General features: G+C 67.0%; 14 protein-coding genes. 5 read left to right on the top strand and 9 right to left on the bottom strand.

Annotated features, from left to right (window positions below; translation table 11 throughout):
• Nucleotides 1-3 precede the first annotated feature (3 nt).
• The 5 genes from IFT58_RS06140 to IFT58_RS06120 all read right to left on the bottom strand — a co-directional run bounded on the left by IFT58_RS06140 (nucleotide 4) and on the right by IFT58_RS06120 (nucleotide 5,963).
• Complete coding sequence (locus IFT58_RS06140; protein WP_188325027.1) at nucleotides 4-1,350, bottom strand: peptidylprolyl isomerase; 1,347 nt, start codon at nucleotides 1,348-1,350, stop codon at nucleotides 4-6.
• Nucleotides 1,347-3,770 (bottom strand): LPS-assembly protein LptD, encoded by a 2,424-nt coding sequence (gene lptD, locus IFT58_RS06135; protein WP_192080827.1) that lies wholly within the window; start codon nucleotides 3,768-3,770, stop codon nucleotides 1,347-1,349. The genes IFT58_RS06140 and lptD overlap by 4 nt, the downstream gene beginning before the upstream one ends.
• A gap of 88 nt (nucleotides 3,771-3,858) precedes the next feature.
• Nucleotides 3,859-4,794: a histone deacetylase family protein gene (locus tag IFT58_RS06130; protein WP_192080828.1), complete on the bottom strand. Its 936-nt coding sequence runs from the start codon at nucleotides 4,792-4,794 to the stop codon at nucleotides 3,859-3,861.
• A 22-nt stretch (nucleotides 4,795-4,816) separates the two neighbouring features.
• On the bottom strand, nucleotides 4,817-5,371 hold the full coding sequence (locus tag IFT58_RS06125) for a cob(I)yrinic acid a,c-diamide adenosyltransferase (RefSeq protein ID WP_192080829.1): 555 nt from the start codon (nucleotides 5,369-5,371) through the stop codon (nucleotides 4,817-4,819).
• 7 nt (nucleotides 5,372-5,378) lie between these two features.
• Nucleotides 5,379-5,963, bottom strand: coding sequence for a hypothetical protein (locus tag IFT58_RS06120; RefSeq protein ID WP_192094198.1), 585 nt, complete (start codon nucleotides 5,961-5,963; stop codon nucleotides 5,379-5,381).
• Between the two features lie 111 nt (nucleotides 5,964-6,074).
• Here IFT58_RS06120 and ubiH point away from each other — a divergent pair, with 111 nt between their 5' ends.
• On the top strand, nucleotides 6,075-7,280 hold the full coding sequence (gene ubiH / locus IFT58_RS06115) for a 2-octaprenyl-6-methoxyphenyl hydroxylase (RefSeq protein WP_192094197.1): 1,206 nt from the start codon (nucleotides 6,075-6,077) through the stop codon (nucleotides 7,278-7,280).
• A complete protein-coding gene (locus tag IFT58_RS06110; RefSeq protein ID WP_192094196.1) occupies nucleotides 7,277-8,458 on the top strand; it encodes a UbiH/UbiF family hydroxylase in 1,182 nt (393 codons plus the stop codon). Before ubiH ends, IFT58_RS06110 begins: the two co-directional genes overlap by 4 nt.
• A 164-nt stretch (nucleotides 8,459-8,622) precedes the next feature.
• Here IFT58_RS06110 and IFT58_RS06105 read toward each other — a convergent pair whose 3' ends face one another.
• Nucleotides 8,623-9,015: an EF-hand domain-containing protein gene (locus IFT58_RS06105; RefSeq protein WP_192080833.1), complete on the bottom strand. Its 393-nt coding sequence runs from the start codon at nucleotides 9,013-9,015 to the stop codon at nucleotides 8,623-8,625.
• 110 nt (nucleotides 9,016-9,125) lie between these two features.
• On the opposite strand from IFT58_RS06105, the gene IFT58_RS06100 reads away from it, so the two are divergent.
• The gene (locus tag IFT58_RS06100; RefSeq protein WP_192094195.1) at nucleotides 9,126-9,551 is read left to right on the top strand and encodes a hypothetical protein; all 426 of its coding nucleotides are present in this window, start codon (nucleotides 9,126-9,128) and stop codon (nucleotides 9,549-9,551) included.
• Nucleotides 9,548-10,024: a hypothetical protein gene (locus tag IFT58_RS06095; RefSeq protein ID WP_192094194.1), complete on the top strand. Its 477-nt coding sequence runs from the start codon at nucleotides 9,548-9,550 to the stop codon at nucleotides 10,022-10,024. Before IFT58_RS06100 ends, IFT58_RS06095 begins: the two co-directional genes overlap by 4 nt.
• A 75-nt stretch (nucleotides 10,025-10,099) precedes the next feature.
• Here the strand turns inward: IFT58_RS06095 and rlmM are convergent, their stop codons facing one another.
• The 3 genes from rlmM to IFT58_RS06080 all read right to left on the bottom strand — a co-directional run bounded on the left by rlmM (nucleotide 10,100) and on the right by IFT58_RS06080 (nucleotide 13,615).
• Nucleotides 10,100-11,182, bottom strand: coding sequence for a 23S rRNA (cytidine(2498)-2'-O)-methyltransferase RlmM (gene rlmM / locus IFT58_RS06090; protein ID WP_188325018.1), 1,083 nt, complete (start codon nucleotides 11,180-11,182; stop codon nucleotides 10,100-10,102).
• Nucleotides 11,166-11,726 carry a nucleoside deaminase gene (locus IFT58_RS06085; RefSeq protein WP_188325017.1) on the bottom strand — a complete coding sequence of 187 codons (561 nt, stop codon included), beginning with the start codon at nucleotides 11,724-11,726 and terminating at the stop codon, nucleotides 11,166-11,168. The genes rlmM and IFT58_RS06085 overlap by 17 nt, the downstream gene beginning before the upstream one ends.
• Before the next feature lie 140 nt (nucleotides 11,727-11,866).
• Nucleotides 11,867-13,615, bottom strand: coding sequence for a glutamine--tRNA ligase/YqeY domain fusion protein (locus IFT58_RS06080; protein WP_192094193.1), 1,749 nt, complete (start codon nucleotides 13,613-13,615; stop codon nucleotides 11,867-11,869).
• A 151-nt stretch (nucleotides 13,616-13,766) separates the two neighbouring features.
• Here IFT58_RS06080 and IFT58_RS06075 point away from each other — a divergent pair, with 151 nt between their 5' ends.
• Complete coding sequence (locus IFT58_RS06075; protein WP_188325015.1) at nucleotides 13,767-14,030, top strand: DUF2007 domain-containing protein; 264 nt, start codon at nucleotides 13,767-13,769, stop codon at nucleotides 14,028-14,030.
• The last annotated feature ends 9 nt before the right edge of the window (nucleotides 14,031-14,039 follow it).

The raw sequence follows: 14,039 nt of genomic DNA, 5'->3' as shown, positions 1-14,039 counted from the left end.
GGCTCAGGACTGGGGCGGCGTGGCGGTGCTTTCCGCCCGGTCGCCACTGCGGAAACTCACGTAGGCTTCGCCACGCAGCTCGGACAGGAAGCGGTTGTACTCTTCTTCCAGCTTGCGGCGGCCAATGGTTTCGCGGATCTGCGCACGCTGGTTGTCAACGCCGACATCGGTCTGCCGGGTGCCGACGCGCTGCACGATGTGCCAGCCGGCGTCGGTGCGGAATGCCGCACTGATGCCACCGTCGGCCACGCCTTCGACCTGACGGCCGAAGTCCGGACCGAAGGCATCGACCGGGAACCACCCCAAGTCACCGCCTTGGCCGCGGCTGTTGTTGTCTTCGGACGCTTCCCGTGCCACGGCCTGGAAATCGGCACCGCCGACGATGCGTGCGCGCAGCGTATCGATCTTCGCCTTGGCGGCGGCATCGTTCTGCTGGTCGGTTACCCGCACCAGGATATGACGCGCCTGATACTCGGTCACGGTCTGGCCGGTAGCGCCGCCGGCGTTGGCATCACGCACTTCCACCAGCTTCAGCAGCTGGAAGCCGCTCGGACCGCGCAGGGGGCCGACCACGTCGCCGGCCTTCATGCCCTGCATCACCTGCAGGAAGGCCTGCGGAATTTCGTCCATCGAGCGCCAGCCGAGGTCGCCGCCCTCCAGCGCATTGGGGCTGTCCGAATACCGGACGGCCGCCGCGTTGAAGTCCAGCTCACCCTTGTCGAGCAACGACTTCACGCCGTCGGCCTTCTGCTGGCCGGTGGCGATCTGGTTGGCATCGGCACCGTCAGGGGTCGCAATGAGGATGTGCGCCAGGTGGTACTGGGTACCGGCCACGGCCTGCTGCTTGAGCGCCGCGTCCACTTCGCCTTCGCTGACGCTGATGCGGCTCTGGGCATAGCTCTGGCGCAGGCGCTGGACGATGATCTCGTCACGTACCGAACGGCGGAACTCGTCGTAATCGATGTTGTCAGCCGCCAGGCGCGAGCGCAGCTGCTCGACCGTGCCACCGTTCTGCTGGGCGATCGAGTCGACGGCCTGGTTGAGTTCCTGGTCCGATACCCGGATGCCGCTGCCTTCAGCGCGCGTCACCTGCAGCTTGACCAGCACCAGCCGCTCCAGCACCTGCCGGCTCAGCACATCATCCGGCGGCAGCTGGTTCTCGCGACCGGCGTACTGGGTCTTGATGTTGGCCAGTGCGCGGTCCAGTTCGCTCTGCAGGATGACGTCTTCATCGACGACGGCGGCGATGCGATCCAGTGCCTGGGTCTGCTGGGCCAGTACCTGGAAAGGCACGGACGCAGTGGACACCGCCAGCAGGGAGGCGAGTAGGACGGGAAGGGTTTTGGTCATGGGATCAGATTCGGATCGTAGTCGTCGCGGGTCGCGCCGGTGGTGCTGGGGGGCACGAGATAGAGGTCGTCGCGGTTATAGCCGAGGATAGCACGGCGCAAGGTACGGTCCGTGTTCTGGCCCAGCGAGCTCAGGCCCTTCAGCACGAACTCGAGCTGGAAGGAGGTATTGAGTTCGCCTTCGCGATTGCGGACGTAGCGACGGGCCAGTGCACGCACGGCCAGGCAGCAGCTGTCCCACTGAACGCCACCGATGATTTCCAGCGGCTTGCTGTCTTCGATGGAGTAGTAATACCGGCCCACCACGCTCCAGCGCGGATTGATCGGGTACAGGAACGACAGATCGCCCTGCTTGAGCAGGTTGCTGCCATCGGGGTTGATGCGATGACGGTAGGTCAGGTTGACGATGCCGTCGTTGGACATCAGGTAGCGCGCACGCACGCTGGCCAGATCTTCGCGCTTGTTCTTGGGATCCCACTGGTAGGTGGCGCCCAGGTTCCAGCGGTCGTTGATCATGTAGTTGGTGTCGGCGATCCATGCGGACTTGCCCTGCTCCACCGGGGTGGGGCTGCTGGGCAGGGTAACGCGCGAATCGTCGAAGTACAGGATCTGGCCGATGCTGGCCGAGAAGCGCTCGCGACCGCTGGTCTGGTCGATGAAGCGCGTGCTCAGGGCCATGGTCAGCTGGTTGGCATCGTTCTGGCGGTCGGCGCCGGTATAGCGCGAATCGCGGAACAACTGGCCCCAGCTGAAGGTGAAGTCACGGGTATCGAAGACCGGCAGCTCGCTCTGGTCGCGGTAGGGCGTGCGCAGATAGAACAGGCGCGGCTCCAGCGTATGCAGGTACGGCTTGTCGCCGATCGTCGTCTCGCGGTCGAAGAACATGCCCGCGTCCAGGCTGGCGATCGGCACGCTGCGGTTCGGCGAAGTGTTGCCACGCAGCTGATCCGGCGTCGGGTTGGTGATGCCCGCATCGGCCAGGTTGGTGGCCCGGATCTGGTCGGCCAAGCCCTGCTCGAGGTCATAGCCGGTATAGCGCCATGCCAGTGTGGGGGTGACATACCAGGCCGCACCGCTGATCGGCATGGTCACATACGGCTTGATGTCCAACCGCGAGCCGCCGAACGACTGCTTGCTCAGGCCGTTGCGCTCATATTCCTGCTCCGGGCCGAACTTGTAGTTGATGTCATCGCGGTCGAAGCGCACGGCTTCGGCGTACACGCCCACTTCCAGCCACGGCAGGATCGGCTGATCCCAGGTGCCGAACAGGCGCGGCTGCCGGTTGTAGGGCAGCGACTCTTCGGTCAGCGTGTAATCGGTCAACTGCCAGTAGTCGGCCATCAGGCCGGCGGTCCAGTTTTCACCGGTGCCGTAGATGCCGGCCTGGCTCTGCAGGTTGGACGCGGTCACGCCCAGCAGTTTGTTGGCGAAGTCTTCCAGGTAGCGTTCGTCGCTGACCCAGGCCAGCCCGGCGCGTGCCTGCCAGTTGGCGTTGAAGTTGTGGTAACCGGAATACTCGACCCGGCCCCGGTCCTTGTCGCGCAGCTTGTCGTTGGGCAGGTAGGCCGTCCGCAGCTCGCCGCGGCCACCTTCGTAGAGGTAGCGGAACTCGTTGTCCACCATCAGGCCGCGCTTGCTCATGTAGCGCGGGGTCAGGGTGTCGTCGTAGTTCGGCGCCAGGTTGAAGTAGATCGGCTGCGCATAGTCGAAGCCGTTGCGCCCGGACAGGCCGAGCTCCGGGTACAGCAGGCCGGTCTGTCGACGGTCATCGATCGGGAACTTGAAGTACGGTGCCCACAGCACCGGCACCTTGCCGATGCGCAGCACGGCATTGCGCGCGGTACCGAAGCCCGCATCGTTGTCCACTTCGATCTGCGGCGCCGACAGCTTCCAGATGGGCTGGGAGGGATCGCAGGTGGTGTAGGTGGAGCGATGCATCTGCCCGACCGCACCCTGCAGGTCCACCGATTCAGCGCCACCGTTGCCACGGCGTGACACCAGCTGGTACTGGATGTCTGAAATCTTGTGGGTGTCGGCTTCCTGGTTGCCTTCGGCGCGCTTGGCGACCATCCGGATCGAGGAATCCTGGTAGCGCACGTTACCGTCGGCGACGTAGTTGCCGGTTTCGGTATCGAAGCTCAGGTGGTCGGTGCCGAGGAACTGGTCGCCGCGCTTCAGCGCGACGTTGCCCTCGTACTGCGGCACTGTCGAGGTGCCGGACAGCTCGTCACCTTCGATGTCGGTGGGCTGTTCGGTACGGGTTTCGGCGGCAGCCTTGTCCGCCGGCGGCGCGTCGCCAAAGGCGGGCAGCGCGTCGGACGCAGGGCAAAGCCCCCAGTTCAGTGGCTTGTCATCGGCAAATGCCGGCAGGCACAAGGCGATGCCGAGGGGGAGAGGCAGCAGGCGGAGAGCTTTGCGCACGCGTGATGGTTCAGGCGAAAACGATCCGTAGCTTGCCCCATCCCTTGCATAGGGGCAATGAAGGCGACTCATGATCGGCGGCTCGGGTTCATCGGCCGTCCGTTCCGGCACCGTCCAACAGGCTGCCGACATGGGCCACGCTGGACTCGGCCAGGGCCTGCAGGTCGTAGCCGCCTTCCAGCATCGACACCAGGCGGCCGGCCGCATGGCGGCGCGCCAGCGCATGAAGCTCGGTGGTGATCCAGGCAAAATCCTCGGCTTCCAGCATCAGGTCGGCCTGTGGATCGCGCAGGTGGGCATCGAAACCGGCCGAGACCAGGACCAGCTGTGGGCGGAAATCGTCAATGGCCGGCAGCATCTCTTCGACCCAGACATTGCGGAAGCGCAGGCTGCCGCTACCCGGGGGCAGCAGGATGTTCAACAGGTTGCCGGCGCCACGGTCGCGGCGCAGGCCGGATTCCGGGAACAGGCCGGCTTGGTGGGTGCTGTAGTAAGCCACCCGCGGATCAAGCTGGAAGATGTCCTGGGTGCCGTTGCCGTGGTGCACGTCGAAATCGACGACTGCAATGCGTTCCAGGCCATGGCGGTCACGCGCATGGGCCGCGGCGACGGCAATGTTGTTGAGCAGGCAGAAGCCCATCGCCGTCGTGGCGGTAGCGTGGTGGCCCGGCGGGCGTACCGCGCAGAAGGCCAGCGTGTCTTCGCCGCGCATCACCGCATCCACCGCCGCTACGCCGGCCCCGGCGGCATGCAGCGCGGCAGCGGCCGAGCCGGGCGAGGTCCGCGTATCCAGGTCGATCTGGCGCAGATCGGCGGTCTGTGGCTGCAGCACCAGATCGATCAGGCTGCTGTCATGTACCCGGGCAAGATCGCCGCGCTTGGCCGTCGGCGCCTCGCGCCAATCGAGCTGGTCGGGGAATGCACTGCGCAGCGCGTCCAGCACCACGCGCAGTCGCTGGGGGGATTCGGGATGGTCCGGACCGGGGTCGTGCTGCAGGCAGGAAGGGTGGGTGAAAACCAGCATGGGCGAAGGGGTCCGGGTGGAGTCAGGCGTGGCGACGCGCGTGCTGCCAGAGCACTTCGCCGTGGCCATCGGCACGGGCCAGTACACGGGCCATCACGAACAGCAGGTCGGAGAGCCGGTTGAGGTACTGCAGCGCCTGGGGTCTGACGGTCTCGTGGCGGGACAAGGCCACGGTCTCGCGCTCGGCCCGGCGCACGATGGTGCGTGCCAGGTGGCAGCGTGCGGCCGCTTCCCCGCCGGCCGGCAGGATGAACTCCTTCAGCACCGGCAGGTCGGCGTTGAAGTGATCCAACTGCTGCTCGAGCGCGGTGACGTCGTCGTCGGTGATCGCGGCATGACCTGGGATGCAGAGCTCGCCGCCGAGGTCGAACAACTGGTGCTGCAGGCGGACCAGAAGCGACTGCACATCGGTCGGCAGCGGCACGGCCAGCAGCACGCCCAGCGCGGAATTGGCTTCGTCGACCGTGCCGAAGGCGGCAACCCGCGCATCGTCCTTGCCGACCCGGCTGCCATCGCCGAGCCCGGTGCTGCCGTCATCGCCAGTGCGGGTATAGATGCGGGACAGACGATTACCCATCGCCGCCTCAGCCCTGCACGTCGCGCTGGGTCTGGCGCAGCTTGCCAACCTGTTCCAGCGCAAGCTGCAGGGTGGCAGCCAGCCCGACATACAGGGCGGTGGTGCCCAGGTAGGGGCCGAACCAGTCAGCGTAGTTCTTCACCCAGCCGCCCAGCGTCGGCTCGGCCACATTGCGGGTGGTCCAGTAGAAGCCGCCCTGCGCGAACAGGTGGCAGACCGCGACAGCGGCGACCACCAGCAGCATCGTCCTGGCCAGCGCCGGCCAGGTGGCGCCCTGGTAACCCCGTTCCAGCAGCATGCCGCCGGCCCACAGGGCGAAGTACGCCGGCAGCAGCATCCAGTAACCGGGCGATACACAGTAGTGCTGCCAGAAATCCAGCCCGAGGCGGCGGATCACCAGCCAGTCCACCACCACCGCCAGGCCCATCAGCAGGGGGAAGGCCCAGCGCGTCCAGCTGCGCAGGTAAAAGCCTCCGATGAAGAAGACCGCCCACGACGCATCGGGGATGGCGGCGAAATGATTCACCCGGGTGGCGGCCATCAGCAGCACGAGGCAGGTCAGCGCAAGAGCGCGGTGCACGGTGGGGGTCATGGCAGGGCACGCACGGAAAGGTGAACGAGGCCCATTCTAGACCGCATGGGCCCCCCGGCGCTGGGGTCGGCCAGCGGCCGGCGGCACCACCCGAACGCGTATCATTGACCCATGAGCGAACGTGTTGATGTCCTGATCGTCGGCGGCGGCCTGGTGGGTGCCAGCCTGGCCATTGCCCTGCAGCGGATCGGCCGCAGTGCCTGCCTGCTGGAAGCCAGTGCGGGAGCGGCAGTGCCGGCGGTATTCGACCAGCGCAACCTGAGCTTCGCCGCCGCCACGGTCAATGCGCTGACCGCGCTGGGCGTCATGCAGAAGCTGGGCAGCGCACCGGGCCCGATCACCCGCATCCATGTGAGCCGCGCCGGGGACTTCGGCCGCGTGCAACTGGCGGCAGCCGACTACGGTCGGCCGTGGTTCGGCCAGGTCGTGGTCGCGCGTGATTTCGGCAACGCGCTGGAGGCCCGGCTGCAGGAGCTGCCCGGGCTGGTACGCAGGCGTCCGGCGCGTTTCCTTGGGCTGGGCGAGGTGGTCGATGGCCATCGCCAGGTGCGGGTACAGGATGACGACGGCGAACACATATTGCTGGCGCGGCTTGTCGTGGGTGCGGACGGCACCGCAAGTGGTGTCCGCGCCGCGTTGGGCATCGGCACGGAAGACCATGATTTCCAGCAGACGCTGTTTGTTGCACGCGTGCGCAGCCAGCGCGCACCGGACGGCACGGCGTGGGAGCGGCTGACCGATACCGGCCCGACCGCGCTGTTGCCGCGCGGTGACCGCCATTTCGGCGTGGTCCATGGCGTGGCGCGCGACGATGCGGATGCGGTCATGGCACTGGACGATGCGGCCTGGCTGGCACGGCTGCAGGCGGCGGTGGGCTGGCGTGCCGGGCGTCTGCTGGAGTCCGGTCCGCGGGCGGCCTATCCGCTGCGGCAGGTCCTGTCCGCCGCGCTGGTGGGGGAACGGGCCGTGCTGCTCGGTAACGCTGCGCAGACCATCCACCCGCTCGGCGCGCAGGGCTTCAACCTGGGCCTGCGCGATGCGCTGACCTTGGCGGAGGTCCTCGAAGACGGCGGCGATGCCGGCAGTGACGCGCTGTTGCAGTCCTATGCGCAGCGTCGCGCGGAAGACCGCGCACAGACCATTGCGTTTTCCGGCGGGCTGGCCCGTCTGACCAGCAACGACGCACCGCTGATGCGCCCATTGCGCAGCTTGGGCCTGCTGGCCACGCAGGCGACCTCGTTGCAGTCGCTGTTGGTGGGTGGGGCGATGGGCTTCCGTGGCGATGTGCCCCGGCTGTGCCGCGGGGAGGCCGCATGAGCCGCCGCCCCCGCACCGATGTGGTCATCGTCGGCGGTGGCGTCGTAGGGGCCGCCTGCGCCTTGGCGTTGGCCGACGTCGGCCTGTCGGTGGCTGTGATCGAGGGGCGTGAGCCGCCCCCCTGGCAGGCGACCGAACCGGATCTGCGCGTGTTTGCCTTCGCCGCGGACAACGTGCAGTTGCTGCAGCGTCTGGGCGTATGGGAGTCGGTCATCCGTGGGCGCGCACATCCGTACCGGCGCATGCAGGTGTGGGATGCCGCTGGCGGCGACGACCTGCTGTTTGACGCGGACCGCTTTGGCCGCAGCGAACTGGGCTGGATCGTCGAGAACGGATTGCTGGTGGACCGCCTGTGGTCGGCGCTTCCTGCTGCGGGGGTGGAGGTGCATTGCCCTGCGCGCGTGGAAGGCATGGAGCAGGACGAGCAGGGCGTGCGGCTTCGGCTGCACGATGGGCGCCGGATCGAGGCCTCGCTGGCGGTCGCGGCAGACGGCGCGGAATCCACGCTGCGGCAGCTCGCCGGGATCACGGTGGACCAGCACGATTACCAGCAGCGCGGTGTCGTCGCGTACGTGGACAGCGAACTGCCGAACCAGGCCACCGCATGGCAACGCTTCCTGCCGGGGGGGCCATTGGCCCTGCTACCGGTGGCGGCACACCGCAGTTCCATCGTGTGGACGTTGCCGGATGCAGACGCCGAGCGCGTGCTGCAGCTGGACGAGGCCGTGTTCAACCGCGAGCTGACGCGTGCCTTCGGCGGGCGCCTGGGTGAGCTGAGCCTGGTGTCAGCGCGCGCTGCATTCCCGCTGCGTCGCCAGCTTGCCCGTCACTACGTGGCGGGTCGCGTCGTGGCACTGGGCGATGCCGCGCACGTCGTCCATCCACTGGCCGGGCAAGGCGTCAACCTGGGGCTGCGGGACGTCGCCGCCCTGCAGCGATGGCTTGCGCCCTCGGTGCAGCGTCGGGGGCAGCCGCAGCTGTCGCCGCAACGGCTGCAGCGCTGGGCGCGTGAGCGTCGCAGCGACAATACGGTGGCGGCTTACAGTTTCGACGGCATCAACCGCATGTTTTCCAACGATGAGCTGCACCTGACCTTGGCGCGCGGCCGCGTGCTGGGCTGCACGGGCAAGCTGTCGCCGCTGTTGCAGCTGTTCTGGAAGCGCGCCGCGGGTATCTGACGGGTTCGTCCGGCGGCAGACGTCGAGCGCGGCTCGGCGTCACGGCGTCGCCACGGGCGAGCGCATCGTCGGCACGCCATCAATGCAGGCGAACGCCTCGTCGGCACGCCGTCAACGCAGGCGAACGCCGCGGTAGCGCCGAGCCATGCTCGGCGGCTTCTGCATCAGTCCAGCAACCAGCCCGCCAGATCGTCCCGGTCCAGCTTCCCGCGCCGCTTCACGTCCAGCGAGATGAACTCGTCGGCCAGCGACGGATTGGCCTGCGCTTCTTCGCGGCTGATGAAGCCATCACCGTCGACGTCCAGTTGTGCGAAATGGATGCGGTACTGCCCCGACGCACTCGCAGGGGTGACCGAGCGTACCGTCACCGGTGTCTCGCCCAGTGGAACGGCGATGTCCACGCTGCCGGTCACGCGTCCGGCGGCCAGCGGCTGCGCGCGTACCACGCCGCTGTCATCGCGCAACGGCTGGCTTTCGGCCGGGGCCGGGCGATTGGATTGAGCAAGCGCGGGGATCGCGGCAAGCAGCAACGGCAGGGCGATGGCACGGGGCAGCATGGTGGTCTGTTCTCCACATCGGATGGGATGGTCACGCCGGGATTCTGAAAGCCGACGCTGCATGTAGTGGGCATAGTCCCATGATCCTTCTCGCGCATGCGTACGCCGACATGAACATCAATAACCTGTTCCTCCACGTTTTCAAGCCGGCGCTCGCCGCCCGCATGGCCGCCGAAGCGCGCATGGTGGCGGCTCCCGGTTGCGAACAGAAGCCGCTTGTTGCGTTGATCAAGCGCGTGGAGAACGCTGAGAGCCTGCGGGGCCTGGTGGTCACAAGCCCTGCGGCGCAGCGGCTGGCTTCCCACGTAGCAAAGACCCATGCGCTGACACCAAGGCAGATCATGAATCACGCGCGCGCCTTGAAGCATGAGCAGCAGGACGTCCTGCGCGACCTGATGCAGCGCAGTGCCGGCGCTCGCGGCGGCAGTGCCCATGCACGGCAGATCGCGGCCACGCGTGAAGTCGTCCACGCGGTTCGACACCTCAGCTGGGAGGTGCGTGTGGCGCCTGCGCCCGCCCTGCAAGGCAACGTATGAGCTTCAAGATAAAGAGCTGCCTCGCCCCGCTCCGCGCGCTGAAGCGCCATTGGCCCGGTACGGCCTGTCGGGCCGAGTCGCCGTTGGACACCGGGGCGAAGAAGGCGGTTGAAAGTGTGCTGTTGTCGGTCGTCAATGCCAGCAATGCCGGCCTGGTGCCATCAAGCCGCGCGCAGAAACTGCACGATCGGCTGCAATGCGAGCAGTTGCAGGAATCAGCGCAGCCCATGAGCCGGCGAACGCTCACCCGCAGCCTGGAGCGGCTGCAGGGCGAGTACGAAGCGACGCGCACGGAACTGCAGGCAGAAGGACTGCGCTGGTCCATGGACTGGATGATGGGCGTGGAATGCTGCGCGGCGAATGAGATTGCCGGCGTGTACGCGCGCGTCGAAGCTGCTACTGCGGTGATCCACAGCGTAAGCGCGGCACGCGCTGAGATGCATATGCCACGCGCGCGTCCCGCGTCCTGGTAGCACAGGCCTAGCAGGGGCGGTCAGGGCGCCGAGCATGGCTCGGCGCTACCGGGAGTGCCGGGAGCACCCGGATGATCAGCGCAGTGGCGAGGCCAGCACGGTGATCTCTTCGCGGTCGTGATAGAGCTGCTTGGCGCGCACGACCAGTGACTTGCCCGCCTGTTGTTCGAACAGGTCCAGGCACAGGCGGGTTTCGTCCCAGCGCTTCTTCATCGGCAGCTTGAGGTTGAAGATCGCATGCTTGCACCAGCCTTCGCGGAACCAGGTGGCCATGCGCTCGGCCACGCGTCGCGGCTGTTCGACCATGTCGCAGACCATCCAGTCCAGCGACTGTTCGGGCTGCCAATGGAAACCGTCGGCACGCAGGTGCTCGACCAGGCCGGTATCCAGTACATGCTGGCGCAGTGGCCCGTTGTCGATGCTCAGCACCTTCAGGTGTTGGCGGGTGAGCACCCACGTCCAGCCACCCGGAGCGGCGCCCAGGTCGGCGGCACGCATGCCCGGCTTCATCAGCGCCTCGCGCTCCTCGGGCGTCAGCAGGGTGAGCAGGGCTTCTTCCAGCTTCAGCGCAGAACGCGACGGCGCGTCGGGCAGCAGCTTCAGGCGGGGAATGCCCAGCGCCCACGGTGCGCTGTCGGCGGGTGACGCCGTGCACACGAAAGCATGGGTGCCATCGACGAAGACCACGTGCAGGCGTGGCAGTTTCTCGTTGGGTTTGTCGGTCAGCTTGCCGGCCTTGCGCAGGGCGGGGCGCAGCGCGTTGGCGAACGCGCGCGACAGGCCCGACAGCGGCTTGCCCGCATCCGAATCCGGATGCTCCACCCACAGGTCGCCAAAGCGAGGTGCATCGCCCAGCACCGCCAGCATCGGCGTGATGCGGTCGGCTGCATCCAACTGCGGCAGCTCGGCCAACACGACCAGCTTCTGCCGCGCGAAAATCAACTCGCGCCAGGACAGCATCCGACTGAGTGCGGCGGCTTCGTCGCACATGAAAAGGACATAGCCATCATTGCGCTGGGTACGGGCATAACCGGCGAAGCCGAATTCGCCTGCGCGTGCGGACAGTTCGGCCGCCAGCTCGGGCTCGAAGCCCTGCCGGCACAGACACAGCAGGCCGACGCCTGGTGCGGTATTGCCTGCTTCAGTAGCGTGCGCCATCGGCTTCTCCGTAAGCGCGCAGCACGTCGCGCGCGTCGTCGCGGTTGAGGCCCTGCACCACCTCGATACCGCGCTTGTTGAGTTCGCCCACCCAGTCGGCCGGCAGCGGGCCTTCGTCGAAGGGCGTCAGTTCTTCCACGTCGGCCGCGCTGGCGCCGATCAGCAGGCGATCGATGCCGGCCCACACCGTAGCGCCGTAACACTGGCAGCAGGGTTGCGAGGACGTGGCGAGCATGATCGGCGACAGCACATCGTTCAGGCGTGGCGTCTGCAGGCGCTGTTGGGCCAGCATGTAGGCCATGTTTTCGGCGTGCGCCAGCGACGTGTTGTGCGGCATCACGCGGTTCACCCCGGCGGCGATCACCTTGTCATCCGGGCCGAACACCACCGCACCGAAGGGGCCGCCGCTGGCATGATCGACATTCAACCGGGACAGTGTGATGGCCAGTGCGACCTTGGCTTCGTCGCCCGGATAGCGCTGATCCAGGTCGATCTGGTCATGGATCCAGGCGGGAAGGGTCAGGTGGACTTGCGCATACAGCATCGCGGGGTGCCTCTCATCGGGTTACGGGGGTGGAACACAACAACAGCCGCGCGCAGTGTAGCCCGCGTCCGATGAAGCGGGCGGGCAGGGGCGGCGGCAAGGGCGCGCGGTGGTGGCCGCGCGCACGGACGTCGGTGGTGTCAGGCCGACCAGGTGTCGCGCAGGGTCACGCTGCGGTTGAACACCGGCTTGGCCGCTGTGTGGTCACGCCGGTCAGCGACGAAGTAGCCGGTGCGCTCGAACTGGAACGACTGTTCCGGCGTGGCGCTCGCAGCGGCGGGTTCGACATAGCCGGTGACGGTGCGACGCGATTCGGGGTTCAGGTAGTCACGGTACGTCTTGCCCTCCGACTCGTCATCGGGGTTGGCTACCGAGAACAGCCGATCGTACAGGCGGACTTCGGCCGGCACCGCATGCGCTGCGCTGACCCAGTGGATGGTGCCCTTGACCTTGCGGTTGGCGCCTTCCATGCCGGGGCGCGACTCCGGATCCAGCCAGCCGCGCAGCTCGGTGATAGCGCCGTCGGCGTCCTTGATCACTTCATCGCAGCGGATGATGCCAGCGCCGCGCAGGCGCACTTCACCACCCGGCAGCAGGCGCTTGAAGCCCTTCGGCGGCACTTCGGCGAAGTCGTCGCGCTCGATCCACAGCTCACGGGCAAACGGCACCTCGCGGCTGCCGAAGGACTCATCCTTCGGGTGGTTGCTGAAGGTCAGCGTCTCTTCGTGCCCGTCGGGCAGATTGGTCAACACCAGCTTGATCGGATCGATCACCGCCATGCGGCGAGCGGCCGCGCTGTCCAGGTCCTCGCGCAGGGCACCTTCCAGCACGCTGAAATCGATCAGCGAGTTCTGCTTGCTGATGCCCACGCGCTCGGCGAACAGGCGCATCGCCGCCGGGGTATAGCCACGGCGACGCAGGCCCTGCAGGGTCGGCATGCGCGGATCGTCCCAGCCATCCACCAACTGCTCGGTGACCAGCGCCATCAGCTTGCGCTTGCTCATCACGGTGTAGTTGATGTTGAGGCGGGAGAACTCGATCTGACGGGGCTTGGCGGCTTCGCGTGGCAGCCCGGCCGCAACCAGCGGGGCGGTCAGCGCATCGTCATGGGCAAAGTCCACATGATCCACGCACCAGTCGTACAGCGGGCGGTGGTCTTCGAATTCCAGCGTGCACAGCGAATGGGTGATGCCTTCCAGCGAATCGCCCAGCGCATGTGCGAAGTCGTACATGGGGTAGATCGGCCAGGCATTGCCGGTGTTCTGGTGTTCGACGTGCTTGATGCGGTACAGGGCCGGATCGCGCAGGTTGATGTTGCCACTGGCCATGTCGATCTTCGCGCGCACGGTGCGGGCCCCATCCGGGAACTCGCCGGCGCGCATGCGGGCAAACAGATCCAGGTTCTCTTCCACGCTGCGATCCCGGAAAGGCGACGGGCGGCCCGGCTCGGTCAGGGTGCCGCGGTAGGCGCGCACTTCCTCGGCCGACAGGTCGCAGACGTAGGCCTTGCCGTCGCGGATCAGCTTCTGCGCCGCCAGGTAGTAGGCCTCGAAGTAGTCCGAGGCGTGGCGCAGCTCGTTCCACTCGAATCCAAGCCAGCGCACGTCGTCCTGGATCGCGGCCACGTACTCCGGGTCTTCCTTGGCCGGGTTGGTGTCGTCGAAACGCAGGTTGCACACACCGCCGAACTCGCCGGCGATGCCGAAGTTCAGGCAGATCGACTTGGCATGGCCGATGTGCAGGTAGCCATTGGGTTCCGGCGGGAAGCGGGTCTTGATTGCCTGGTGCTTGCCGCTGGCCAGGTCCTCGCGCACGATCTGGCGGATGAAATCGCGCTTCTCGGTGCCGTCGGTGGGGGTTTCGGGGCTGGCAGGGGTGTGCTCGGACATGATGCGGCAATCAAGGGCAGAAAGACCGCCAGTCTAGCGTGTCAGCGCTCCAGCTGCCCGCTGGGTGTCCGTCCTGGGGCTGTTGGACAGGACCACAGGCCCGTTCATGCCGCAAGCGTATGCTCGATCGCAGTCATCCAAGGAAATGTCCATGCACATCGTGTACAAGGCCGACAACCTGTTTGATGCCCACCTGGCCAAGCATGCGCTGGAGGACGCCGGTATCCCCGCGTTCGTCTTCGGCGAGTCGTTGCTGGGCGGCATGGGCGAGCTGCCGTTGTTCGGCGTGCTGCGCGTCGCCATCCCCGACGCCGCCCGTGCGGAGGCAGAAGCCGTGATGGCCGGGCTGGACTTGGGCCACGGCCCGGACGACCCCATTTCAGACACAGACGATCTTGCCGGGCAGCCGGCCTAGGAGCACAGC

Source organism: Stenotrophomonas sp. CFBP 13718 (assembly GCF_014842145.1).
GTDB lineage: Bacteria > Pseudomonadota > Gammaproteobacteria > Xanthomonadales > Xanthomonadaceae > Stenotrophomonas.
Note: the sequence above shows the minus strand (reverse complement) of the source record. Positions and strands in the feature narration are given on the sequence as shown.